The sequence below is a fragment of the Tolypothrix sp. VBCCA 56010 genome (genome assembly GCF_050875635.1).
Classification (GTDB): Bacteria; Cyanobacteriota; Cyanobacteriia; order Cyanobacteriales; family Nostocaceae; genus Hassallia.
In genome coordinates, this window is the sequence record NZ_JBPAOH010000035.1 from 1 (window position 1) to 25,521 (window position 25,521).

The following is a 25,521-nucleotide window of genomic DNA, read 5'->3' on the forward strand; positions in this document are numbered from 1 at the left end:
TCGTTTAGCATACACCCCTCCTAATTTTCTGACTGGAGGGGATTTTATTGCTTAAGTGCCCCTTCCTCGATCGCCTATGCATAGTAACTAGCAACTTGGGTTAGTAGTGCTAAAGCTTTTTATTTTTTTGGGATTGAGAATACCAGAGCGCGAGCGATCGCGTGTTGCTGCATCTGAGCGCTTGCGAAAAAGAAAAAGGATAGGTAGATTATGCTTGCATAATGCAGCCTTAAAGGTGGCGGTGGTTAAGCGCGATATCCGGGTTGCTTTTCAAAGATAAAGTCGATAAATCTAGTTAGCTCGATTCCTGCTCGCTCGGTTGCTTCATAAAGTGGGCTTATTCGAGCAGCTTCCATAAGTGGGCTTCTTCGGATTCGTCTGATAGGTTTTGTTTATAAAGTGGTGAGAAGGGCGATGCCTTTGACGGCAACACTCGCTCCTGTTTCTTTCTTTCACACTGCGATCGCACTCCTTCAAGCACATTATATGCGATCGCATGAATCTAGGATTTAAACCAAAACGAGCGTAACCGTAACCAGGAAACTGGGTTTTGACCCCAAATAAAAATAAGGAGCAACACACGTTACTACTACCAAGGGCTAAAAATCAAACCTTTACTGCTGGATGGATTCGTCTAGCTAAAGTTGGTTCTATTTAACTTCGGCTAGTTTGGCTCTAATCGTTTCTATGCGTTTGCGATTTACACCCAAATCGCTTTGACCCAAACGCGACGCGGAGCGAACTTGGATGACATTAGCTTTACGGTCTAGATAAAATTCCACATCATCCACAAATCCCATCAAAGCGCTTTTAAATTCTGCATACAAATAATCCTTGCTTTCTGTGATGATTTTGGTTCTGGGCAAAGATTGAATCACACTTTTGAGATTAGCGATCGCTTGTTCTGGGGTAGATTTGTAAGTCAACGGTGCAATTGAATGAACTGCGTCTGAACTTTGACTTGAAACACAGTTAGGGCTATTAGGGCAAGCTGCTAATTTACCACTCTTCACACCTAAATTGTTTGGTCGTTTGCCAGCAAAAATCATAATTTTGCTCTCATAAATAGATAGACTGTATATTACTCTACAATGTAGTGAGCGATTTATCGCTCAATTATAATTGCATCTACTATTAGGTAGATTTTTGATAAATATATGTATGATAACACTTTAAAATGCTTATGTGGTAAAGCTTCTAAAAAACTTTGTGATTTACTGACAGTGCGGTTATAAACTCGTAATTTACTCATCTGTTGAACCACTAAGCCTGTTAGGCGGAGATCTATTTGTTCAGCACTATTATCAGTGGCAATTTCACCCTGTTGCAAAATTTGCTGATATAGTCCCAGTAGACGACCTATGCGTTGCTCATTTTTTTGCACAATAGAATTATAGCAAGCTTTAGATAATGTTAACTTTGGAGAATGAGGATCGCCTTTTTTATAGTGAGAGTGCGATCGCTATTCCTTGAAATGAGAATATGATCGCACTAACTATCCCGTAGATAAGTAAATATTTGGCAGTAATTTTCAAATCCTTCTATTTATTTTCAATAATTCACAAAACCTCGCTGTAGATTCTTCAATTTGTAGTTAACATCCTCTTGCATCTGTTCTGAAATACCTCCCCCTTGTCTCTCCTTTTTCACGATTCAAGTAGGGTTGCTATATCTTCAACAGTTAAGTTTTTGTTTATAGTCTTGAACTTCTTTGAGGCGAGATTTCGCCCACCCATAATTTGGGCTTATGTCGATTGCTTCTTGGAAATTATTTTTAGCCTTTGCTAGTATATCACATGCGGATTGGTTGTCTAACTTGTTCTCATTAGTATGGTATTGCATATGGTAAGTTTGCCCCAGTCCGGCGTAAGCCTGGCTACTTTTAGGACTATTCTCTATTATTTTCAAGAAACACTTTTGGGCATCTTCATAAGATTCGTTGTCACGGTCTTCACGGCATATATCAAGAAATTTCTCTGAAACGTCACTCTTTGCCCCTTCAGCTGTTTCGGCTCTTAGACCTGCTTTTCGAGCCTCATCCTTTGCTTTTCGAGCCTCAGTATTTGCTGTTCGAGCCTTATCCTCTGCTGTTCGAGCCTTATTGTTTGCTGTTTGAGCCTGTTGTGCCTGTTCTTTGGCAAACAGACCTATTCCCGCAGCTACAACGCCAATCACAAACAGTCCAACAAAGCCACCTCTAATGATTAGGCGGGCTTTCTTTTGTGCTTTTTCTAGTACCTGTTTCGCACGATCAACTTCTCCCCTATCAAATACCTGACTGTCACGTAAAAAACGATAATCCAGATCGCTCAAGCCTTTATTTGTTGACCACTCCAAAGCATCTTGCAACGCCTGTCCACGCAACAGGTAAGATTTCTCCTCATAACCGGAAGCTTCCCACTTGCTAAAAGCTTCGGCATAAGGACGCAGTTTAGCTAGTTCTTTCTTTACCCAGTCGAGTGCGAACACAGACTGGTAAATGCGGTTATAAACTCGTAATTTACCCATCTGTTGAACCACCAAACCTGTTAGGCGGAGATCTATTTGTTCAGTACTATTATCAGTAGCAATTTCACCCTGTTGCAAAATTTGCTGATATAGTCCCAGTAGACGGCTTACCCGTTGCTCATTCCTCCAAATGCGATCGCGTATTGTCCGCAAGTGAGCCTGCTCATCCTTGGTTTCCCAGTTTTCGATAATGCGCGATTGTACAAGTTGGTCAACACTCAACCGCTGATTATCTGTTTGAATAAGTTGGCAAATTTTCTGGGTAAGAAACGGTTGTCCACCAGTCCATTGCAAAATTTGTTGCAGCGCTTGTTTAGGATTATTAACTTTGCCTGCCAATCCCATAGCTAACGGTTTGGCTTCTTCCAACTGAAAGCCTTTAAGTTCAATTCCCTTACCAATATTAAATGGCGTGCGCTTTTTGTCTTGAACAAAATCAGAAGGAGTCGCCACGCCCAATAGTGTGAAGGTGATACGTTTATATTTTAGATTATCCGCACGCTGGTTATAAAAATTGCGGATCAAAGCAAAAAAATCGTCAGTGGGAAACTTCAAACTAAGAACGCTATCAATTTCATCAATAAAGATGACAATGTTTTGTGGAATTTCTACTAACAGCACCTCATCGATAAATTCACCCAAACGCTGAACTGGAGAAATATGAGAGCGATCGCTCCACCAACTGCTAAAGTTGAACTTTACTGAAAGCTGGAAACTTCGCTCCAAACGCCTAACTATACCCGCATACCACTGCTCAGATGAAACTTCTTGGCTACCAATTTCTGTTAAATCAATTACAGCACAGGCAATTCCCTCTACTTCCAATTTTTGCATTGTTTGCACTCGCAAGCTAGATTTACCCATCTGCCGAGAGTTCAATACATAGCAGAAATTGCCAGCTTTTAATTCATTATATAAATCTTTATCTGCCTGTCGTTCTACATAACTGAGAGCGTTCACAGGCAGACTTCCCCCGACTTGATATTCATAAACCAAGTTTCGTGCTGGGTTTGCTGGCTGTACTGGAGGCAATTGTTGTGATGGGTTTGATACTGGGTTGGTTGGTTGATTTTCAACAGGTTCTTGTGCAGTAACACTGTGGGTTAGCTGGTGGAAATATTCACGATACAAATTACAGCGAAGAATCACACGATTGTTTTCCCAAGCTATCAACCCCATACTCTTTAATTTGAATGCCAATATTGGCTCTAATTGTACTGGCTTAGTTGTGCTAACAATTTGTGCGATCGCATCCATTAGTTCTGGATGCTGTTTTAAATTCCACCAATGTCGTCTTAAATGGTCACTAAATATTCCAGCATCTGTGGGAGCAATTTTGAGTAGCTGCTCTAATGTAGTTTGTTGTCGAGAAATATGATAAAGCCCCACCCTTACCAAATACGGGTGTCCTCCCAACATTGCCGTTAACTGCTCAACCTGGGTAATATTCCAATTGAGACCGTATCGCCTTGCCAAATCCAACACTTGCTGGCGGTTAAATTCTGGCAGTTCAATGGGTAAACCGACATTAAACGGCGATTGATTTACATCCATACTGATGTAGGGTTCAGTAGAATGGACTACTACTAACCGCAGTTTCTTCCAAATATCCCGACTTTTTGCATCTTCGTGCCAAGCCCGTAGCAGCCCAAAAAAGTCACTGGCAATTTTGGGCTGTTGAAAAACGCAATCCACCTCATCTAATGCCAATACCAATGGTTGGTTGATGGAAGATAACAAATACTGCTCAAAGTAAGATGTGCAATTCTCTTTGCTACCAAACATCTTGTCCCAGTGTTCAGCTAAACGATTTGGTAATCCCAATCTACGACCGACACTTGCACAAAACCAACGTAAAAATTCATCTAGGTCAGTAAATACTTTACTATCTGCTAGTTGAAAGCTTAATTGTACGGTGCTATAGCCTTGCTGTCGTGCATAATGTAGAATCCTTGCCATTATTGAGGTTTTACCCATCTGCCTTGCTGCTTTGATGCGAATTAAAGCACCCAGCTTCAAAATTTCTTTATAGCAGTCAGATTCGATAGGAGGACGTTCCACATAAAATGTAGAAGCCAAATCCACCTGTCCTTCAGGTAATTCTGGTTCTGCTGCTGGCAGGGGTGGACGTTGTAAGTTTTCTAGTTCAGGTGATATAGTTGGCAATTCTGCCTCTACAGGCTCATCAGACGTTTCGCTTTGATTAGCGTTGGCTAAGAGTTTGCATAAATCTTGCAAAATCAGGCGAGTATCTGCATCTGACTTCCACTCTCGCTGTTGAATCTCATTTAAGTAGCCACGTAACTCATAATTAAGCGGGGCACTTAAAGGGAAGTTAACGCGGATTGGCAAAATCCCCGGCTTACGATTAGAACGTAAATCCCGCGATCGTTTCACCTGCTGTACTTCCCGTGTTACCATCTCACTGTTTGCTGATTTCTCAGACAACAGCAGCAAAAAATAATCGCAACGCTGTAGTTCTCTATCGATACGTTGCGACCATTGTTCTCCCCATTGAATGCTTTCTTTTGCCATGAATGGGTCATGTCCAGCATTTTTGAGAGTATCGTAAAACTGCTTTGCTAAACTTATGTCTGGTTCTTGGCTGTGATAGCTGATAAAAATCCTGGCGCTTTGAGTAGCTGGTTTCATTTCGTAGAGATTTACTTGTTGCTTAACCCATTGAGGTAAGGCTTCTAACACCACTTTCGTAGGAATAATAAAAGCAGCTTTGACATCTTGGCGTTGTTTTTCTGCCGCTACAGCCATTCCTACCACACATTGTAAATTCTGATCCCAAACTGGTGTACCACTAAAACCTTCTTCTAGACGATAGCTATTTTCACTCTTAACTTCAATCTGCACCCAACCTTTAGCATTTGCCCCCTGTAATACACCCTCAGTCCAGACACCATAGGATTTATCTTTGGGAAACCCAAAAGCTAGAAACTCATGTTTCCATACATTCTCACAGGGAAGTAATTCCACTGGTTTAGCTTTGTTGGGGCAAGGATTTACCAACCGTAAAACGGCTATATCTTCTTGAGATTCTGACGGGTTGGAATTGACGGGTAGCCAAAAAACAACTGTGGCTGTTAGTTTCTGTTTAGAATCTACTCTAGGAAAGTCAAAGCTAATTGTACCCGTTGGCATTTCAGAAGTACCAGCAGGAATTTGCAAAGCCAAAGCCACAACATGAGAGCAAGTAAGGATATATTTATCGGAAACTAAGAAGCCTGACCCAATAACGTTGCCAGTATTGGAATAAATTCTGACAACGGATAATTCTAATTCTTGGCTCATTTTAGGATCTCCCGCTTCCACTTGAGGGTAATTTCGTAGTTCACTTCGCCAGTGCCAGAAGCTACAACAGCTTTCAATTCAGAGCTAATTTTGATACCAAACTTGACCTCTATTTCGTCCGCAGGCTGATGAAGGCTACCAACTTTGGTGAGTATGGCGTTAGCTACAGGTTTAACCGTTTCCAAGGCGGATTCAAAAGATTTTGTAGACTTTTGAGTTATCAGTTCGCGAATACCGATGCGATCGTCAGTATCAGTGCGATAATCAATTACTGCTGGGTCATCCACTTCTACAAGAATTGAGTCGCCGCCTTCTGAAGGAAATTCAACTATACGTTTCACTTGTAACCTCAGTTATTCTACGGAGAGCAAGGTAATATACTGTGTACCCTCACAACCTGAGTTTTGTGTAAAGCATCAGGTTCAGTATAAATACAAATCATGTATTGAATATTCCGGTTTTTTTAGGAATCAATTTTCCCTTCCATTCTTACGGATATGGGACGACCACAACGCGGACATTTCATCCAAATTTTACTGCCAGTGGGCAACTAAACCTTTACATACTTTTGTGGAAACTCTGGAGGCTTTCCGTACCGCAGTAGAATTTCGCTACGTTTAATGCGCGTTTCTTTACACTTTTAGCAAAAAGCGATCGCTCTTTTTCCAACTTCTATCTGGAATTTGCAAGCGATCGCTTTTTTTATTAATTCTATTCAAAATTTAGGCGCAAAACTTACACCCCGTCAGGAGCAACCTACATTTTACCGTCTTGCATGACTTGTTGAAGATGGCGGCGGATTTCCTGTGCTTGTTCGATATCAGAGGAGCGCAACTTCTCGAACAACTCTACACAAGGTTGAGAACCTGCTTGCTGTGCGTCTTGGATGTAAGAGTCGTAAGCTTTAACTGCTTCCGCCTTGTTGTGCAGCACAGTGATAAAATCGTACTCAAGATTGCTAATCGGTTGAGAATTTCCGTTACCTGTAGTCATAAATTAACCCTCCTAGTGGTACTAATTAATTTGTACCCATCCTAAAAAAGTCATTCATCTGCCCAAAAGCGTAGTTACAGATACATTATTAACAACCTTAGTATGATGCCTGCTGGCACTTGTTGAATATCATCACTCGTGTAGCTGCATTTTCAGAGTGTTGAAAAACGATTTGCCCCGACTTTAGATCCCCCACTTGTTTAAAAAGTCGGGGATCTCAGGCTGAGAATTCATTATGCAACCGGTTGATTTTCATCATAGTGATGAGGATGTGAGAATTCAAACTCGTTTTGATGTTCTCTACCTCCTCGATACCTAATAGGGCAAGATTTGGTATTAGCACTAATGCAATCCATATGTGGCGTTTTGGCACACACTATTAGTAGCGCACCGAGAATAAACAATAAGCCACAAATTGCTGCTGTGTGCATCGAAGAAATTTCTAACGCTCCGTGAACAACTACTTCTCGCAATACAGATACAATTGTTACCTCTACTGCTACGCCAACAGAAATACTATGCTCTTGTAAGTAAACCATGAGCAATCGAAATAACTCGACCAAAATCAAGATGAATAGTATCTTGGCTGTCACAATTTTATAATCTAATGGCTTCATGAGGGCGTTAAATATTCCCCACAACTGCATTACCATGACAGCAAACAAAGTCAAACACAGAACTATAACGATTAAGTCTTGGAAAGCCTCCATGTTGCGAACAATTGAATGTCGATCAAACCAGCGATCGCCTAATAAAAATTGACTCTTGAAGCGCTTTTGCTTGTACATTTGTATTCTCATGGGAACAATTTACGACTACACCAGCCCAACCAATAATTCTATTGTTACCCAATGTGAAGCAATCGCACCTCAACGGAGTTGATAATTTAAATTCTGTACTTGTTGTAACAATTGCTCGGCATTTCTTGCCCACAAAGTATTATTCTGAGCATTATATAAATCTCTGGCATATTGTAATACCTGTACGGCTGACGGATATTGTCTTAATTGCATAAAAACTAACCCCGCACCGTAATAAGCGTTGGGATAATTCGAGTTTGCCTCAGCCGATTTTCTAAATGCTTCTAAAGCTTCTTGTGATTTACCTTGGTTATACCAAATCGTTCCCAAATTATAATGAGCTTCTGAATACTTCGGATTAATTTTTACAGCTTTGCGAAATGCATCTTTTGCTTTATCAACTTTATTTTGTTGGAGATAACATATCCCCAAATGATAAGCTGGTTCGGGAGCATTTTGACTATATTGCATTGCTTTTTTAAAAGATGCGATCGCCTTATCCCAATCGCCTTGTTGTTCTCGTAGCAAGCCAAAATTATAATGAGCAAAACCCAGCTTGGAATCGAGTTGCAACGCTCGTTGCAAGTAATCATTTGCCTGTTGTAAATTATTACCTTCCAATAACGCTCCCCCCAAATTAGCAAAAGCAGGAGCAAATTTCGGGTCGGCTAGAGTTGCGCGATAAAATGCATCTGCCGCAGGTTGTAATTGTCCTACCTGTCGCAGCGCTAACCCTAAATTATAATGTGCCGGTGCCAAATTCGGATCTAGTCGAATTGCTTGACCAAAATAGGCGATCGCATCTTCTACCCTTCCCACATTTATCGCCTGCAAGCCTTGATTTAACCAATCTGTAGCAGTTTGATTATTATTATATTGCGCCAGCCTTATGGGAGAGGGGGAGAGGGGGAGAGAGGGGGAGGGGAAGAGGATGCTACCAGCCAGTAACATCAAACTTACCAGCCCTGCTATGCGATATTTATAGAATGATAATTTCATTAACTTTCGCTCCTGGTAACACCTTTAGTGACGTTTCATTCACAAAAAGTTTGGTTTTAACTGAATAATTTTACAAAACTTTGTAATTTCGGATTAAACTTTGTGCAACTTAAATTTTCTTCAGGTAAATCTTACAACAAGCTACGATTTTTTGTTAACCAGGTTAAAAGAAGGATAATGACAAATTAAAGACGGGTAACAATCAAAGCACAAAGAATTGTCACCCAAAATAAATCAGCATAATGCGGCTGGTGTAGCTCACCGCAAGGGAGGTTTTATGAACGAAAAAGTAAAATCGGGTTCGCGGAACGTTGCAATTGTCGGTCCTTATTTAAGCGGAAAGACCACGTTACTAGAAAGTTTGTTATTTGTGACAGGAGCGATTTCCCGCAAAGGCAATGTCAAGGATGGCAATACAGTAGGAGATAGTGCGGCAGCAGAGCGCGATCGCCACATGAGTCTCGAAGTAGGGGCAGCAAGCACCGAATACAACGATATTCGCTTTACCTTTATTGATTGTCCGGGTTCGGTAGAATTTGCCCAAGAAACCTACAACGCCTTAATGGGAGTCGATGCAGCAATTGTAGTTTGCGAACCCATACGCGATCGCGTCCTCACCCTAGCACCTTTATTTAAATTCCTCGACGATTGGGAAATTCCCCATATCGTCTTTGTTAACAAAATGGATCGGGCGAATATCCATGTTTTAGAAACTTTACACGCTCTCAAAGCTGTTTCTAGCCGTCCCTTGGTAGCGCACCAATATCCGATTATGAATGGGGAACAGCTAACCGGCTTTATAGATTTAGTAACCGAACAAGCTTATCAATATCATCCTGGTGCCCCTGCCGATCGCATCCCATTTCCCGAATCTCTTAAAGAAGAAGAACACATAGCACGAGCAGAAATGCTCGAAGCCTTAGCAAATTTTGACGATCATTTACTCGAAGAACTTTTAGAAGACATCGAACCACCCCAAGAAGAAATTCTTAAAGATTTAAAACTGGAATTAGGTGCAGATTTAGTTGTACCTGTTTTCTTTGGTATTGCCGAACTCGATTATGGCGTGCGACCTTTATTAGAAGCTTTACTACGAGAAGCACCCGAACCAGAAACCACCGCAGAACGCCGTTTAAAAGACCGCAAGGGCGATACTCCTATAGCGCAGGTTTTGAAAACCTATTACACTCCCCAAGGTGGCAAACTCTCTCTAGTACGTGTTTGGCGCGGTAAACTAACTGATGGTATTCTCCTCAACGGCGTTCGTGCTGGAGGAATTTATCGCCTCATGGGACAACAACAGCGATCGCTTCAAGAAGCTTATGCAGGGGAAATAGTCGCTTTAAGCCGTTTAGAAAATGTAAAAACTGGGGATACACTTTCCACACAGCAGTCGAAAGAATTACCAAAAGCTGAACAATTAGAACCAGTTTATGCTCTGGCAATTACTCCAGAAAAGCGCAACGATGAAGTTAAACTCAGCAGTGCGATCGCCAAGCTGTTAGAAGAAGATCCATCTCTTGCTTGGGAACAACACGGCGATACTCACGAAGTTATTCTTTGGGGACAAGGTGAAATACATTTGCAAGTCGCTTTAGACAGATTGCGCCGCAAGTATAATTTACCAATGACAACCCACTTGCCGCAAGTTCCTTACAAAGAAACGATCCGCAAACCTGTAGCTTCGATTCATGGGCGCTACAAACACCAAAGCGGCGGACACGGACAATTTGGCGACGTTTTTCTAGAAATTAAACCCTTACCACGCGGTGAAGGCTTTAATTTTAGCGATCGCATTGTCGGTGGTGTCGTTCCCAAACAATACATTCCTGGGGTAGAAATGGGTGTGCGCGAGTTTTTAGCACACGGTCCCTTGGGTTTCCCTGTGGTAGATGTAGCCGTAACTTTAACGAATGGATCTTACCACAACGTTGATAGTTCCGAACAAGCATTTAAGCAAGCTGCCCGATTAGCAATGCAAACGGGAATACCTCAAGGACAACCCACGCTCCTAGAACCGATTCTGCATGTGGAAGTGACAACCCCCAGCGAATTTACCTCGAAAGCGCTACAACTTTTAAGTGGCAAACGCGGGCAAATTTTAGGCTATGAAGGTAGAAAAGATTGGCAAGGATGGGACAATATCTCAGCTTATTTGCCGCAAGCCGAAATGCACGACTTTATAGTAGAGTTGCGATCGCTTACTTTAGGCGTCGGTTCCTTCCACTGGGAATACGATCATCTCCAAGAAGTGCCAGAAAAACTTGCGGAACGCATCGTTACTACTAATGGTAACGGCAACGGCAACGGCAACGGCAACGGCAAGTAATTTTGGATTTTAGATTAGTTTGAGATCAAACAATTTTTCCTAGGGACACTCTCTTATGAGTGTCCTTGATTATTTTTAGAACTAGATTGTTAAGGTAGCAGCAAACGCTGAAAACCTTCTTGCTCAAAGTGGCGATCTGTCGTTAGTGCTTTATTAATGCTACGCTGACGCATCAGCACAAAGCTAACAGCATCACACAAAGAGTACGTCTTATCTTGTCGCGCTATTAGAAGTTCAACCGCTTCAGTATGCAACGACTCATCGACCCAGATAATCTCAATATTCGGATTTTTTATTAAATCGGAAATAAACGTAAGGGTAGCCAAACGCGGAAAACGACGGATGAGAGACAGAGCAACAAACTCTGCTAGAACATAACTGTGAGTCAAACTACGACTTGTTGAATCTAGAAACCTCACTGCTTCTTGATGCTGCGATTCACTGCGATGGACGTAGCAGAGTAGACCAGACGTATCAAGTAGCAGCACTCAGCTTATTTCTCCTGCTCAAAGCCATATGCTCTGACCAAATCAGCGTCAATGCTTTCATTGTCTGCTCCTGTAGGGTAGCCCAAGTCAATAGCTCCAGCATGTTGACGGAAACGCTGACGTGCAGCTTCTTTTTCTGCCTCATTTTGCTGTTTTTTCTGTAAACCGGACTGTTGTTCAAGAGAGGTGGTTATCCACTCTGATATGGATACACCTGCAACTTCAGCTTGTTGCTTTAAGAATGTATACATCTCATCGCTTAATTCCAGCGTTAAAACTTGGCTCATTGCACCGTACCTCTGCTGTTATCTTCGGCTTCAAGTTCCTCCTTTTGGCTAGCAACTTCAAGCCAACCCTGGATCGCATCTTTAAGCATCTCTAACAAGTGTTCGTAGCTTTCTCCCCATGTGTGACATCCAAAGTAAGGCAGGTACAGAAGCACACCATACACCGTCTTCTTGCCAGATAACCGCCTTGATTTTCATGATTAATCTGTTGCAGTGTCGTGTTATATATCTTAGCGCAACAGTTGCGATCGCTCCTTGGATGAATTAATTGATCGACAACTGCGATGGGTAAAGCCCCGCCGTAGGCGATCGCACGTTCTTGCTTTGCGGTATCAAGTGGATCGTAAATGTAAACCAGGACATTAGTATCAAGCAAAACCCTACTGTTCATAGAGTTCTTCACGCTTCCAATCTCGACCTCCAAGTTTAACAGGTCGAGTTTTGATTTTTTCTATAAATTCTTTTTCCGCTTCCCACGCTGCGATATCAATCTGGGGTACAGTGATTCCACCTAGATGAAGGTCAATACACGAGCGAATAACTTCTGCTTCACTTACACCAGCTTGTTAGGCGTAGACGCGGAGCGGCTTGTCGTCAGACATCGCATGAAAGCAGATGTTCCTGACGCGGTTCAATATAAATCTGCTTGCGAATTTTGCTCAACACAATTTGCTTTTAATAATGTATACATCACATCGTAGATTATTTAGGAATAGTGCGATCGCTTACTTTAGGTGTCGGTTCCTTCCACTGGAATTATGACCATCTCCAAGAAGTGCCGGAAAAACTTGCCGAACGCATCGTTACTACTAATGGCAACGGCAAGTAATTTTCGATTTTAGATTAGTTTGAGATCAAGCAAGTTTTCATAGGGATACTCTCTGATGGGTGTCCTTAATTATTTTTACTACTTTCATTCTTGCCTGGTGTAGGATAGCCTAAGTCAATAACTCCAGCATGGTGACGGAAACGCTAACCGAAAAATGAGTGCGATCGCTCTAGAGAACAAACTGAAAACCAGACTTTTGTCTAATTAACTGTATTTTTAAATACATTATTCTAAATTTTCCGGAAGAATTTTCTGATAAGCAAACCTTTGACTTTTTCTCGTCTTTTTTCAAAATTGCCATGCTCCCCGCCGCGATCGCTATCACTTAAAATTACTTTACAATTTTATTCAGCTCTTCAAGTTGCAGTTCTTGAAGTAGATGAATTTACAAGCGAAAATGTTATGACTCAATATAACTATATTGTGATTGGTGCGGGTTCGGCAGGCTGCGTTGTCGCCAACCGCTTGACACAAGACGGGGAAACAACCGTGTTATTACTCGAAGCTGGCAACCCGGATACTAAACCAGAGATTCAAATCCCGGTGGAATCCCCCAACTTACCCCGCTCGGAGGTAGACTGGGTATATTTCTCCCAACCAGAACCGTACCTCAATAACCGTAAAATCTTTTGTCCCCGTGGCAAAGTCTTGGGTGGCAGCAGTTCGATTAATTCCATGATTTATATCCGGGGTAATCATCACGATTATGACCACTGGCAGGAATTGGGGAATCCCGGTTGGTCGTACCAAGATGTATTGCCCTATTTCAAAAAATCTGAGAACCAGCAACGCGGTGCCGACGCATACCACGGGGTTGATGGGGATTTGAGCGTGAGCGATATTCAACCCCCTAGTGTAGCATCCCAACGATTTGTAGAAGCAGCCGTGGCGATCGGATATAACCACAATCCTGATTTCAATGGGATACAGCAAGAAGGTGCGGGAATTTATCAGTTGACGGTAAAGGATGGTAAACGTCACAGTGCTGCTGCTGCATTCCTGGTGCCAATTCTCAAGCGTCCCAATTTGACAATAACGACTGGAGCGTTGGTGACTCGGTTGTTGTTTGAGGGAACCCGCACCGTTGGGGTGGAATATATGCAACATGGTCAGCTGCACCAAGCCAGAGTCAACAAAGAAGTGATTTTAAGTGCTGGTGCATTCGATTCGCCCAAGCTGCTGATGCTTTCCGGCATTGGCGATGCAGAACACCTGCAAGCAATGGGGATTCCTGTCGTCGTTGATTTGCCAGGTGTCGGTCAAAACCTCCAAGACCACTTTCTTGTTCCTGTGGCACACCAGCTAATTGCCAGTCCTGTGCCACACCAGGTAATTGCCGGGTTACACCCAGTAACTACCAGTAATGGTAACGCTGAAGCCGGATTGTTTTTGCATACCGAAGGTAATCTGGATGCCGCGCCAGATTTACAGTTTTTCTTCGGTCCCATTCTGTGGATATCTCCTGGCAAGACTCTCTCTGGTTTGGGATTCACTGTTACAGTCAGTTTGACTCATCCCCAAAACATTGGGAGTGTCAGTTTGCGATCGCCTGACCCCAAAGATCCACCGATTATTCGGATAAACTTTTTGCAAAGTCAATCTGATGTGCAAAAGGTGATTGAAGGAGTGAAAATAATGCGTAAATTATTTGATACAAGTGCTTTTGATGAATTTCGAGGTGAGGAAATTGCTCCCGGTGCTGAGGTGACTAGCGATGAAGCACTCGAAGCTTACATCCGGGAATTTTGCGTTACGGGGTATCATCCTGTCGGCACTTGCAAAATGGGAACTGACCCAATGGCGGTTGTCGATCCCGAACTCCGGGTACGCGGTGTTACGGGGTTGCGGGTTGTTGATGCATCGATCATGCCAACTCTAGTCGGGGGCAATACGAACGCGCCCACCATTATGATCGGCGAAAAAGGAGCCGATTTAATTAAAGCCGTAGGTGGCGTTTCACAGCAAGTAGCTTCAGCAATGGCAAACTAACTCGCTAGGGCGATCGCCTGGAAATAATCATGACTTACAAGCTCGTAGCTTTTCTTCAAGTAAAGTAAGCGCATCGAACCTATTAGGACTTTATAAATTTCTAATTGCATTAATAGATTACTCTCGTGCGATTATTTTACCCCTATCGTAGTAGCGCTACGATAGCTTTATGCTGACTTTCGCAAGCTCAACCTTATATTTAAGTGGTTTAGATGGTAACACTTCAATTGCGACAATTAAGTGTTCCGCCAGGACATAGAGTCATCTTCCACAATGTCAACTGGCAGGAATTTGAGGCAATTATTGAAGAACTTGGCGACCATCGAGCCGCTCGGTTGGCTTACAGTCAGGGAACTTTGGAGATAAGAATGCCATTACCCAAGCATGAAAAAGCTAAAGTCATTATTGGTGACTTAGTAAAAATCCTGCTAGAGGAGTTAGAGATTGACTGTGAGTCATTTGGCTCAACCACCTTTAAACGTGAGGATATGACTGCTGGTGTCGAGCCTGATGATTCTTTCTATATTCAAAATCATGCTCGAATGATTGGTAAAGAGCAAATCGACTTGAGTATTGACCCACCACCCGATTTAGCGATTGAAGTTGATGTAACCTCCAAAACTCAACTAAATGCTTACGAAGCATTGGGAGTTCCTGAACTGTGGCGATATGAAGATGGTAAGCTACAAATTAATTTTCTTCAGAATGGCAAATATATACAGTCGGAAATTAGTCCTAGTTTTCCCAACTTGCCAATTTTAGAAGCAATTCCCCGGTTTGTCGAACAAAGCCGAACTGTAGGCAGAAGTCCAACACTGAGGGCATTTCGGCAGTGGGTTAGAGATTTAACGTAATTCTTGCTGTTGTAACAATCCATTAGCCCAAGCAACATCAGCTTCCGCAAGAGGTGGAACTGGTTCGCGGGTATAATCTATAGCCAAATCAAATCCAGCGCGATCGTATATCCCATGTATCACTGCTTGCAAGTCTACTAATGGTTCGCGATCGCCTCGATGTAGCGGTAACAAAAAAGCTGGAATCTTCTCTTGCAATCCAAAAGGGTATAATTCTGCTTTCGGACGAGATTCGCTGCGACTTACTAAAATGCGATAATCTGACTGAATTTGATTACCCAAAATTGGCATCGGTTCACCACTACGCAGCAAGTCAATTTCTACCAGATGAGTCAAGCTATTTAATACCTGCTGACGCTTGCTTTCGTAAGCTTTTCTTCCTTCTTTTGAACGCTTATTTTTTGGTGAAAGAATCTCAATCGCTGTCACAACTTCTCCTGTTCCGACTTCCCGCACTTCTAGATATCCTTCCCGCACTTCCTCTAACATGGGAAGGTTGACAATCACTGGTTTTGCAGGTGGTGAAGCGACTGCAATATTAGATAATTCTTCTGTAGTTGTTAAAGAACGTCCGACAGCGACATCAGGGATACCAACTAGAATAGAATTATCATCTGTTATTTGATATACTCGTTTTTCAACCGCTACTCGGTATTTCGGTCGCAATTGAGGAACTAAAAACTCTGCGATCGCTGTGATCATCCAATGATGACATTCTGACCACAGTTCAGGATTTTCTAAGTAAGGGTTCATCCCTGGAAACGGTGAAGGCATAACAGCAGCAACATAGGATTCTCACTGCTGATCTTAGCAATCTGGTTTATAAGCGTGGAGATGCTTTCAGGATGCCGTAAAATCTTTTTTGTAAGAAACAAAATTTTTATATCACATATGAATAATGCACAATCTTGGCATATAGTCAAGCGCCCTGCCGGAAATTGCGAAATCGTCCCAAGCCTTGAAGTAACCGAGGACGATAATCCAGAAATTATAGAACAATGGGGACCCTTTACATCAGAAGGAGAAGCGATCGCTCGCCGCGTTGGGCTAATTCGCTCAGGCAAATGTCAACCAGTATAAAGGTAAAAGGTAAAATTCTTTTTACCCATTACCCATTACCCCCGATCCCATTTCATTTTTCTGCCCTTGTAGTGCCTTTTCCGGCAATTTCTTTACCCAAAACTTCTACTGCTTTAGCGAATTGCGGATCTGCTAGTGTCGCAAGTTTATCGCGATCGCGCAGCCATAACTCTTGTTTTTGGGCATCAGTCAAATCTACCTTTACATCTGGGTCTATTCCATGCTTATTAATATCTCTACCATCAGGGGTATGATATTTAGCGATCGTAACCGCTAATCCTGAACCATCGTCTAGAGGGCGCACCGATTGTACCAAACCTTTACCAAAGGTTTGAGTACCAACTATAACAGCACGCTTATTATCCTGCAACGCGCCGGAGAGGATTTCACTAGCACTAGCGGAACCTTTATCTACCAATACCACCAGCGGTTTATTTGTCAAAGCGCGTCCGTTTGCCACTTCTTTTTCTGCCGGACCTTGGCGAGGAATAGTTGAGACAATCGTACCGCTATTTATAAACATTCGGGCAATGTCCACACTAGCGAATAATAAACCGCCTGGGTTTCCGCGCAGATCCAGAACATAGCCAGCAACCTTTTTGCTTTCTAAATCTTTAATTGCGCTTTGCATTTCCTTAGCCGCATTAGCGCTGAACTGGTTCAAGCGAATGTATCCGGTGTTCCCTGCTGGTGTTTGCTTTTGGGAATACTTCACCGGGTGGATTTCAATCCGTGCGCGTTTAATTTGAAAATCTTTTTGTTGACCGTTACGATCAACAGTTAAACTTACGGTAGTATTTGGTTCACCACGAATTAAGGATACTGCCTGAGTGGTATCCATTCCCTTAGTCGATTTACCGTCAATTTTGAGGATCTTATCCTTTGCCAGAATTCCAGCCTTAAAAGCGGGTGTATCCTCAATCGGGGCAATCACAACCAACTGCTTCGTTTTTTCATCTTGACTTATTGTGATACCTATGCCTATCAATTCGCCAGAGGTGTCCACTTGCATATTCTTGAACTCCTCTGGGTCCATAAACCGGGTGTAGGGGTCATCTAGCTTTTTCAGCATTTCCCGGATGGACTTGTAAGCTTCTTGCTTGTTGGTGTAGGACTTGCTCAAGTACTCACGACGAACAGCCTGCCAATCTAACTTATTAAAAGTACCGTCTACGTATTGGCGTTGAACAATTTGCCAAACTTCATCTACCAATTCTTTGGGACTTTCTTTAAATACTTTAATTTCTTTAAGTAAAGCCTGTCCTTGGGAGTAATGAGCGCCAAGACTAGTAACAGCAATTGTGGATAGCGTTACTGCCGTAGCACCCAAAACAAGTCCATTTCTTGTAATCACCATAATGACAGCTGCAAAGGCTAAGGAAAAAATATATTCAGTATGCTCAATCTAACACAGGGTATCACAGTAAAGACCGGGCATGTATTCTTCTTTCAGAAAAATCATTTGCAATCCGGTTTTTCTAGGGACTAGCGACGCTTGGATTAGGGACTGGGATTAGTATTTAAGAATTTATTTCAACTAGCCCCTAGCCTCTAACCCCTAGCCTCTAATTTATTTACGGTTCTACCCAGCGATCGTCTGCTTTAATCAAATTAATTAACTCCTCTACACCTTTATCTTCTGGTACTTTTTTGATTTCTTCTCTCCCTCGATAGAGAGAAATATATCCAGGAGTCTTGCCGACATAACCATAGTCAGCATCAGCCATTTCTCCCGGACCATTGACAATGCAACCCATAACAGCAATATCTAGCCCAGTTAGGTGTTTTGTTGCTTCCCGGACTTTGTGCAGCACTTCTTCTAAATTAAACAAAGTACGTCCGCAAGAAGGACACGCGACGTACTCCACCATCGTTTTTCGCAATCCTAAAGCTTGCAAGATGCTGTAACAGACGGGAATTTCTTTTTCTGGTGCTTCAGTTAAAGAGACGCGAATTGTATCGCCAATGCCATCAGCTAGCAAGGTGGCAATACCCGCAGTGGACTTAATCCGTCCGTATTCGCCATCACCAGCTTCTGTTACACCCAAATGCAAAGGATAATCCATACCGAGTTCGTCCATGCGCTTTGCCATCAAGCGATATGCGGCTACCATCACCGGCACTCGTGAAGCTTTCATGGAAATAACCAAATTATGAAAATCCAAAGATTCACAGATGCGAATGAATTCTAGGGCAGATTCTACCATTCCTTCTGGCGTGTCCCCGTAGGTAAATAGCATCCTTTCGGCTAGGGAACCGTGATTTACGCCGATTCGCATTGATTTACCTTGGTCGCGCAAAGAAACTACTAGAGGTTCTAAAGTTTCGCGCACTTTTTCGCCGATTTCATCAAATTCCGTTTTGGAAAATTCGCTTCTATTCGCATTTGGCTTTTCAAACACATATAAACCAGGATTAATCCGCACTTTTTCTATGTGTTTGGCGACTTCCAAAGCAATTTTCATGCCATTGTGATGCACATCAGCAACGATGGGTACGTCTTGGTAAGTTTTAATTAATTTTTGTTTAATTTCTGCCAATGCTTTCGCATGAGCCATACTTGGTACTGTGACTCGGACAATTTCACAGCCAATTTCGTGCAAACGCCGAATTGCTGCTACAGAACCATCAATATCAAGTGTGTCTTCATTAATCATCGACTGCACTACCACGGGGAAGCCGCCGCCAATAGTGACATTGCCAACTCTCACAGGACGGGTTTTGCGCCGTTTAATAGTTGTGTCAAAAGTGGCTTGACTGGATGCGGTGTTTGAAGTAGTAAGTGTTGGTAAGGTTTGCATAACCTCTTAGATAAATTTGCTGTAGCTAAAATATCAGATTAAAAAAATCTCTGTTTCCCAGATTGCCACAGATGAGGCATTTTTTGGAGTATGTAGTCGAAAAAAAGAGAAATTTGTCGAGTCAAAGAAGTGCAAACCAAACAAGTGAGAGAAAATAAGTTAAAAATATTTAATTGCAATTGAGATTTAGCTTCAGTTAAGCGTAGACGCGGAGCGGCTTGTCGTCAGACATCGCCTGATTAGTTCGTTATGACTACCACCACTCAGCCTCAATGATTGTACGTGTCAATCAGCAATTCTCATAATTCGTTTTATTTCTTAAACTGCGGCTGGGATAAAAACCGTATTCAAGTATCGAATGCATCTTTGAGATTTTGTTGTATTTGTATAAATAATAAAAACGTACCATTCTAATCAAAAATGATATTTTAGCCCTAGACGCTGCATCGCCACCGCTTCACCGAGGAAAGCAATTCCACCGATAACCAATCATCAAACTGCGGATAAATTGGCAACCTCGGCACAACTTCCCACCCAGCGTGCTGTAAAATTTCTTGCAACGCCTCCACTTGAAGATGCAGATAATCGGGATTGACTTCATCTTTTGGTCCAATTCCCCCTAAATCCCTCGCCCCGGCTTTCATACAAGCGAGTAACCATCGGTCATCTTTGACTAAATTCGGTGGAATTTGAATGGTAATATCTGGCGGGAGAATTTGACGTGCCTTAAAAACGACTTCTGGTAATTTATACAGAACTAAACCAGGTGCATCAAACGTTTGCTGATATCCGGGACTGTGCGGTTGCAAGATGACTTCTTGAATGTGATGGTAACGCTGATGCAATCGAGTTATAGCTTCTAATGTTTCCCACCAATCATCTTCAGTTTCCCCTATTCCCAGTAGTAACCCTGTTGTAAAAGGAATTCGCAACTCACCTGCCCACTCTAATTGTTGCAACCGCACTTCTGGTACTTTACTTGGTGCGTATTTATGTACTGTATTTAACAATACTGGGTTTAATTGCTCTAACATCAACCCCATAGATACATTAACTGTCTTTAATTTTTGCATTTCTTCATAACTCAGCACTCCCGCATTGGTGTGCGGCAGAAACCCCATTGAAAGTGCCAATTCACACAAATCATAAATCCGCTGAAACCAGGCTTGACGTCGCGACGAAGAGGGATGCACCTCACCACTGAGTATCAATATTTCACAGACATCTTTGTTTTGAAGTTGTTTTAAAAGACTTTCTGCGGCTGATAGACTCATCCAGGGACTTTTGCCGGAATCTGTCCGAAAATTACAGTAGGTACAGCGATTAAAGCACTCGTATGTCGGAACAATTGTATAAGCAGGGCTATAAGTAACTGTGCGTGAATGAGAAATTTGCATAGAAAACAGGACGCATTAATTTAGATATATCTATAAATTAGTCCCCGATTACCTCAAACCTGTGCTTCTCTGGCGCAAACAAGCTTTTATCAGCCGAAAAATTATAGTGCTTGAAAGCAGTTAAAAAGCTTGTACAGTAAGCTTTTTAACCTTTTATAACCAATGGTGATTGCCGCCACGCTGCACTAATTGTAAAAAAATTTCTGAAAATACTTTACAAAACTCAATATTAGTTCTACTATGTTTAGTAACAGGTAAAAAAAACCTACCTGCATATTTCATACACATCTAGCAATCATAAACTCATGACCACAACTTTACAAAGACGCGAAAGCGCCAGTGTATGGGAACGGTTCTGCAACTGGATAACCTCCACCGAAAACCGCCTATACATCGGCTGGTTCGGCGTATTGATGATTCCAACCCTGCTAGCCGCTACCACCTGCTTCATCATTGCGTTCATCGCAGCACCTCCAGTAGATATCGATGGTATCCGCGAACCCGTAGCAGGTTCCTTGATTTACGGAAACAACATCATAAGCGGTGCAGTTGTACCTTCTTCTAACGCAATCGGCTTGCACTTCTACCCAATTTGGGAAGCAGCTAGCTTAGATGAGTGGTTGTACAACGGTGGTCCTTACCAATTGGTAGTATTCCACTTCCTAATCGGCGTATTCTGCTACTTAGGACGTGAATGGGAACTTTCTTACCGCTTAGGTATGCGTCCTTGGATCTGCCTCGCATTCAGTGCCCCCGTAGCAGCAGCAACCGCAGTATTCTTGATTTACCCAATCGGACAAGGTTCATTCTCTGACGGTATGCCCTTGGGTATTTCCGGAACCTTCAACTTTATGATTGTGTTCCAAGCAGAACACAACATCTTGATGCACCCCTTCCACCAATTAGGTGTAGCTGGTGTATTCGGCGGAAGCTTGTTCAGTGCAATGCACGGTTCTCTAGTAACTTCTTCGTTGGTGCGTGAAACCACCGAAACCGAATCACAAAACTACGGTTACAAATTCGGTCAAGAAGAAGAAACCTACAACATTGTTGCAGCACACGGTTACTTCGGTCGCTTGATTTTCCAATACGCTTCATTCAACAACAGCCGTTCTTTGCACTTCTTCTTAGCAGCATGGCCTGTAGTTGGTATCTGGTTCACCTCTTTGGGTGTAAGCACGATGGCGTTCAACCTGAACGGTTTCAACTTCAACCAATCAGTAATTGATTCGTCAGGTCGCGTAATCAATACATGGGCTGATGTAATCAACCGCGCTAACCTGGGTATGGAAGTAATGCACGAGCGCAACGCTCACAACTTCCCTCTTGATTTGGCTGCTAGTGATGTAGCTCCTGTTGCATTGACTGCACCTGCTATCAACGGTTAATCTTCACAGATTAAGTTGAATTAAGAGCGCCCTCCGGTTTACCGGGGGGCGCTTTTTAAGCGATAAATCGCTTACTACGAGCTATTTTATCGCTTTGATTAATTGCAAACTTCCACCAGCAGTTAAAGTGCGATCGCATTCTCGAAATCCTGTCTGTGTCAACAATTCAGGTAAATCGGTTTTCAACAACTGCCAAGCTGTCTCTGTCTCAAACAATAGCAAAAACAGCGACAACCCAGGCACGAATAGCGGGTTGGTGGGATTATGAAAATCTACTAATGTAAATACCCCACCTGGTTTTAGCACTCGATAAACTTCTTTAATTATTTGTCGCAATTGCCCAGACTGCATTTCGTGTAAGGCTACGCTAGTATGCACAACATCAAACTGATTATCTGCAAATGGCATTTTCTCTGCAAAAGCTTCCACATACTGCGCTTGCGGCACATTCTGCCTTGCTCGTTTTAAGGATAGCGGTGAAGCATCGAGTCCTGTTACATTTTGTGAATATTTGACTAATACTTGCGTCGCTTGACCGCTGCCGCAACACAAATCTAAAACTTTAGTATCTGATTCAATCGTTAGCCTGTGCAATGCAAGCTGTCGGAAACGCGCTTCACCACCGACGCTTAAAGCCGCCAAGCGAGATATAGCATCATATAACCATTGATAGCGGTAACTCCAATCTCTGAAAATTGTTGCCACTGTTTCCACCCTCCCCGTTAGCCTTTATATTTAATAAAGATATATTGTTAACATTAGTAAAAAATCTGAAAAGATTGGGGGACTGTAATTGCTATGGATCGTGTAGGCGTATTATTACTCAATCTGGGCGGTCCAGATAAATTGGAAGATGTTGGACCATTTCTGTATAACCTGTTTTCCGATCCAGAAATTATTCGCCTACCCTTTAGTTGGTTGCAAAGACCCTTGGCATGGTTGATTGCGTCAAGGCGAACCCAAAAATCTCAAGAAAACTACAAGCAAATTGGCGGCGGTTCTCCATTGCGGCGGATCACCGAAGCGCAAGGAGAAGCTTTAAAAGAACAATTGCAAGCTTTGGGGCAAGAAGCGAACATATATGTAGGAATGCGTTATTGGCATCCTTACACCGAAGAAGCGATCGCTCAACTTACTCAAGACAACATCGAACATCTAGTAATTCTACCTCTTTATCCCCAATTTTCCATCAGTACCAGTGGTTCCAGCTTTCGGCTGTTAGATAAACTCTGGCAACAAGACCCAAAACTTCAGCCGATTGAATACAAGGTCATTCCCTCTTGGTACAAACAACCAAGCTACCTGCAAGCAATGGCAGAACTGATAGCTCAGGAACTCGATCAATTTCCCAATCCCGACTCTGTTCATGTCTTCTTCAGCGCTCATGGTGTTCCTAAAAACTACGTTGAAGAAGCAGGCGACCCCTACCAGCAAGAAATTGAGGAATGTACTGCCTTAATCATGCAGACCCTCAATCGACCAAATGAACACACTTTAGCTTACCAAAGTCGCGTCGGTCCAGTAGAATGGCTGCAACCTTATACTGAAGATGCCCTTAAAGAACTAGGGGCAACAGGCGTGAAGGATTTGGTCGTTGTACCTATCAGTTTTGTCTCAGAACACATCGAGACGTTACAAGAAATTGATATTGAGTATCGAGAAGTCGCAGAGGAATCGGGAATTGAAAACTTCCGGCGCGTACCTGCTCCCAATACTCATCCATTGTTTATTAGAGCTTTGGCAGATTTAGTTCTAGATGCACTCGAATCTCCCAGTCTGAAGCTTTCACAAGTTAATCAGATGAAGAAAAAGGTGAGAATTTATCCACCAGAGCGTTGGGAATGGGGTATGACTACTAGCGCCGAAGTGTGGAATGGTCGTATCGCCATGCTTGGCTTTATTGCCTTAATTATCGAGCTAATTACTGGTCGCGGTCTGCTGCACATGATAGGTATTTTGTAAAAGATAAAAGATAAAAGGTAAAAATTGCCTTTTACCCTTCGCTCCTCGCCACTTGACGCGGCTTCGCGTGACTGTCGGGAAACCCGCTTTTGACACGCTGGCTGCTTACTGCTGTGGAAACCCGTCCACAATAAAGGCTTGGTGCAGTCCCCCATCTCCTGTCACCAGACGCAAAGAGCGTTCGATGCCAACCGCTCCTGAGGGGGCTGCTTCACCTTACTTGGCTCACCTTTTACCTTGGTAATACCAGCTATACCACTGTTTAGCACTACGAATGGCAAACCATAACAGCAATAAAGCAATTAATCCTCCTTGCCAAGGAGCGTTAAAAGCGAATAGTACCACAACGCACAAGGTATCTTGAGTTCCGTATAATTTGGGAAGAGCAATGATACTGTTGCTTATTTAATATTCCCAATTCAGGCGATCGCTCTACAAAAATTATTCATTAAGGCTTACTATTCTGCGTTCGCAGTTAATCTACAGGTAGAAGATTTCAATGCATTAAACGAGTAAAGTCTTAGTTACATAGCTGAAAGACTGGTAAAGATTTTCTCCTACCTAATTAAAGCTGTGCAATATATGTAACTTTCCTAAGCAGTAATTATGCGCTGGCAAATCGGTCGTCGGAGCGAGAACGTAGAAGATCGGCGTGGCTCGCGGATTTCCGCTCCTGTGGTGGGTGGGGGTATTGGAGCAGTGATTTTATCGCTCGTGGTAGCGCTTCTAGGTGGCGATCCGAGTGTGATTTGGCAACAGGATAACGCACAAAGCGATCGCCCGACTACTGAATCACCTCGAACAACACAAGGTCAAGACCAAATGGCTGATTTTGTCTCTGTGGTGCTAGCTAATACAGAAGATACATGGAGCAGTATATTTCGAGAACAGGGAAACACTTACGTAGAACCGAAATTAGTTCTTTATTCAGATGCCGTTAAGTCCGCTTGTGGATTTGCGCGATCAGCAGTTGGTCCATTTTACTGTCCGCGAGATGAAAAAGTCTATATTGACTTGAGTTTTTACCGCGATCTAAAAAATAAATACCAAGCACCAGGAGATTTTGCCCAAGCATATGTAATTGCTCACGAAGTTGGGCATCATGTTCAAAATTTACTCGGTATTTCCGATAAAGTTCGAGCATTGCAGAACCAGGTCGGTGAAGTAGAAGCGAATCAGCTTTCTGTCAGGTTGGAATTACAAGCAGATTGTTTTGCCGGAGTTTGGGCAAATCGTGCCGAGCGATCGCGGCAAATTCTTGAAGAAGGCGACATCGAAGAAGCGCTAAATGCAGCGAGTAGCATTGGCGACGATCGCTTACAAGAACAAGCTAGAGGTTATATTGTACCAGAATCTTTTACGCACGGTTCCTCGGCGCAACGAGTGCGCTGGTTTAAGCAAGGTATCCAAACCGGCGATCCTAAGCAATGTAACACCTTTGCTAAAAGTTAGGAGTTAGGAGTTAGGAGTTAGGAGTTACTCCCTTCCCGCTCAAAGAATACCTATTTAACGAA

22 protein-coding genes and 2 pseudogenes are annotated in these 25,521 nt (G+C 42.8%); 8 read left to right on the plus strand and 16 right to left on the minus strand.

What is annotated here, in order from left to right:
* Positions 1–650: 650 nt before the first annotated feature.
* The 7 genes from AABK37_RS14415 to AABK37_RS14445 all read right to left on the minus strand — a co-directional run bounded on the left by AABK37_RS14415 (position 651) and on the right by AABK37_RS14445 (position 8,603).
* Entirely contained in the window at positions 651–1,049 is a 399-nt protein-coding gene (locus tag AABK37_RS14415) for a DUF1499 domain-containing protein (protein WP_432552250.1), read from the minus strand.
* A 56-nt stretch (positions 1,050–1,105) separates the two neighbouring features.
* On the minus strand, positions 1,106–1,384 hold the full coding sequence (locus AABK37_RS14420) for a hypothetical protein (RefSeq protein WP_432552309.1): 279 nt from the start codon (positions 1,382–1,384) through the stop codon (positions 1,106–1,108).
* Between the two features lie 290 nt (positions 1,385–1,674).
* Complete coding sequence (locus tag AABK37_RS14425) at positions 1,675–5,811, minus strand: AAA-like domain-containing protein (protein ID WP_432552251.1); 4,137 nt, start codon at positions 5,809–5,811, stop codon at positions 1,675–1,677.
* A complete protein-coding gene (locus tag AABK37_RS14430; RefSeq protein WP_432552252.1) occupies positions 5,808–6,152 on the minus strand; it encodes a CU044_2847 family protein in 345 nt (114 codons plus the stop codon). Before AABK37_RS14430 ends, AABK37_RS14425 begins: the two co-directional genes overlap by 4 nt.
* A 415-nt stretch (positions 6,153–6,567) precedes the next feature.
* On the minus strand, positions 6,568–6,804 hold the full coding sequence (locus tag AABK37_RS14435; RefSeq protein ID WP_432552253.1) for a hypothetical protein: 237 nt from the start codon (positions 6,802–6,804) through the stop codon (positions 6,568–6,570).
* 233 nt (positions 6,805–7,037) lie between these two features.
* Positions 7,038–7,592, minus strand: a complete 555-nt coding sequence (locus AABK37_RS14440) for a phosphate-starvation-inducible PsiE family protein (protein WP_432552254.1) — start codon at positions 7,590–7,592, stop codon at positions 7,038–7,040.
* Between the two features lie 81 nt (positions 7,593–7,673).
* Positions 7,674–8,603, minus strand: coding sequence for a tetratricopeptide repeat protein (locus AABK37_RS14445; RefSeq protein WP_432552255.1), 930 nt, complete (start codon positions 8,601–8,603; stop codon positions 7,674–7,676).
* A gap of 277 nt (positions 8,604–8,880) precedes the next feature.
* Here AABK37_RS14445 and AABK37_RS14450 point away from each other — a divergent pair, with 277 nt between their 5' ends.
* Entirely contained in the window at positions 8,881–10,932 is a 2,052-nt protein-coding gene (locus AABK37_RS14450; protein ID WP_432552256.1) for an elongation factor G, read from the plus strand.
* 89 nt (positions 10,933–11,021) lie between these two features.
* Here the strand turns inward: AABK37_RS14450 and AABK37_RS14455 are convergent, their stop codons facing one another.
* The 3 genes and pseudogenes from AABK37_RS14455 to AABK37_RS14465 all read right to left on the minus strand — a co-directional run bounded on the left by AABK37_RS14455 (position 11,022) and on the right by AABK37_RS14465 (position 11,905).
* Complete coding sequence (locus AABK37_RS14455) at positions 11,022–11,420, minus strand: type II toxin-antitoxin system VapC family toxin (protein ID WP_432552257.1); 399 nt, start codon at positions 11,418–11,420, stop codon at positions 11,022–11,024.
* 5 nt (positions 11,421–11,425) lie between these two features.
* The gene (locus tag AABK37_RS14460; RefSeq protein WP_432552258.1) at positions 11,426–11,707 is read right to left on the minus strand and encodes a hypothetical protein; all 282 of its coding nucleotides are present in this window, start codon (positions 11,705–11,707) and stop codon (positions 11,426–11,428) included.
* A pseudogene (locus AABK37_RS14465) lies at positions 11,704–11,905 on the minus strand (type II toxin-antitoxin system HicB family antitoxin). Before AABK37_RS14465 ends, AABK37_RS14460 begins: the two are co-directional and overlap by 4 nt.
* A 1,033-nt stretch (positions 11,906–12,938) precedes the next feature.
* On the opposite strand from AABK37_RS14465, the gene AABK37_RS14470 reads away from it, so the two are divergent.
* Positions 12,939–14,525, plus strand: a complete 1,587-nt coding sequence (locus AABK37_RS14470) for a GMC family oxidoreductase (protein ID WP_432552259.1) — start codon at positions 12,939–12,941, stop codon at positions 14,523–14,525.
* Between the two features lie 212 nt (positions 14,526–14,737).
* A complete protein-coding gene (locus AABK37_RS14475) occupies positions 14,738–15,379 on the plus strand; it encodes a Uma2 family endonuclease (protein ID WP_432552260.1) in 642 nt (213 codons plus the stop codon).
* Here AABK37_RS14475 and AABK37_RS14480 read toward each other — a convergent pair.
* The gene (locus AABK37_RS14480; protein ID WP_432552261.1) at positions 15,371–16,153 is read right to left on the minus strand and encodes a DUF4058 family protein; all 783 of its coding nucleotides are present in this window, start codon (positions 16,151–16,153) and stop codon (positions 15,371–15,373) included. The genes AABK37_RS14475 and AABK37_RS14480 overlap by 9 nt on opposite strands.
* 117 nt (positions 16,154–16,270) lie before the next feature.
* Here AABK37_RS14480 and AABK37_RS14485 point away from each other — a divergent pair, with 117 nt between their 5' ends.
* On the plus strand, positions 16,271–16,459 hold the full coding sequence (locus AABK37_RS14485) for a DDE transposase family protein (RefSeq protein WP_432552262.1): 189 nt from the start codon (positions 16,271–16,273) through the stop codon (positions 16,457–16,459).
* A gap of 52 nt (positions 16,460–16,511) precedes the next feature.
* Here AABK37_RS14485 and ctpC read toward each other — a convergent pair whose 3' ends face one another.
* From ctpC to cofG, 3 genes are all read right to left on the minus strand, one after another.
* Positions 16,512–17,816, minus strand: coding sequence for a carboxyl-terminal processing protease CtpC (gene ctpC / locus AABK37_RS14490; RefSeq protein ID WP_432552263.1), 1,305 nt, complete (start codon positions 17,814–17,816; stop codon positions 16,512–16,514).
* Positions 17,817–18,033: 217 nt separating this feature from the next.
* Positions 18,034–19,260 (minus strand): (E)-4-hydroxy-3-methylbut-2-enyl-diphosphate synthase, encoded by a 1,227-nt coding sequence (gene ispG, locus AABK37_RS14495; RefSeq protein WP_432552264.1) that lies wholly within the window; start codon positions 19,258–19,260, stop codon positions 18,034–18,036.
* Between the two features lie 434 nt (positions 19,261–19,694).
* Positions 19,695–20,657, minus strand: a complete 963-nt coding sequence (gene cofG, locus AABK37_RS14500) for a 7,8-didemethyl-8-hydroxy-5-deazariboflavin synthase subunit CofG (protein WP_432552265.1) — start codon at positions 20,655–20,657, stop codon at positions 19,695–19,697.
* Between the two features lie 305 nt (positions 20,658–20,962).
* Here cofG and psbA point away from each other — a divergent pair, with 305 nt between their 5' ends.
* On the plus strand, positions 20,963–22,045 hold the full coding sequence (psbA, locus tag AABK37_RS14505) for a photosystem II q(b) protein (protein ID WP_432552266.1): 1,083 nt from the start codon (positions 20,963–20,965) through the stop codon (positions 22,043–22,045).
* Positions 22,046–22,126: 81 nt separating this feature from the next.
* Here psbA and AABK37_RS14510 read toward each other — a convergent pair whose 3' ends face one another.
* Positions 22,127–22,750, minus strand: a complete 624-nt coding sequence (locus AABK37_RS14510; protein ID WP_432552267.1) for a class I SAM-dependent methyltransferase — start codon at positions 22,748–22,750, stop codon at positions 22,127–22,129.
* 93 nt (positions 22,751–22,843) lie between these two features.
* Between AABK37_RS14510 and hemH the strand changes: the two genes are divergently transcribed.
* Together hemH and AABK37_RS14520 are read left to right on the plus strand one after the other, a co-directional pair.
* Positions 22,844–24,007: a ferrochelatase gene (gene hemH / locus AABK37_RS14515; RefSeq protein WP_432552268.1), complete on the plus strand. Its 1,164-nt coding sequence runs from the start codon at positions 22,844–22,846 to the stop codon at positions 24,005–24,007.
* Between the two features lie 67 nt (positions 24,008–24,074).
* Positions 24,075–24,251, plus strand: coding sequence for a hypothetical protein (locus tag AABK37_RS14520; RefSeq protein WP_432552269.1), 177 nt, complete (start codon positions 24,075–24,077; stop codon positions 24,249–24,251).
* Here AABK37_RS14520 and AABK37_RS14525 read toward each other — a convergent pair.
* A pseudogene (locus AABK37_RS14525) lies at positions 24,233–24,370 on the minus strand (DUF4126 domain-containing protein); the annotation flags it as partial. The gene AABK37_RS14520 and the pseudogene AABK37_RS14525 overlap by 19 nt on opposite strands.
* A gap of 243 nt (positions 24,371–24,613) precedes the next feature.
* On the opposite strand from AABK37_RS14525, the gene ypfJ reads away from it, so the two are divergent.
* Complete coding sequence (ypfJ, locus tag AABK37_RS14530) at positions 24,614–25,459, plus strand: KPN_02809 family neutral zinc metallopeptidase (protein WP_432552270.1); 846 nt, start codon at positions 24,614–24,616, stop codon at positions 25,457–25,459.
* Positions 25,460–25,521: the final 62 nt, after the last annotated feature.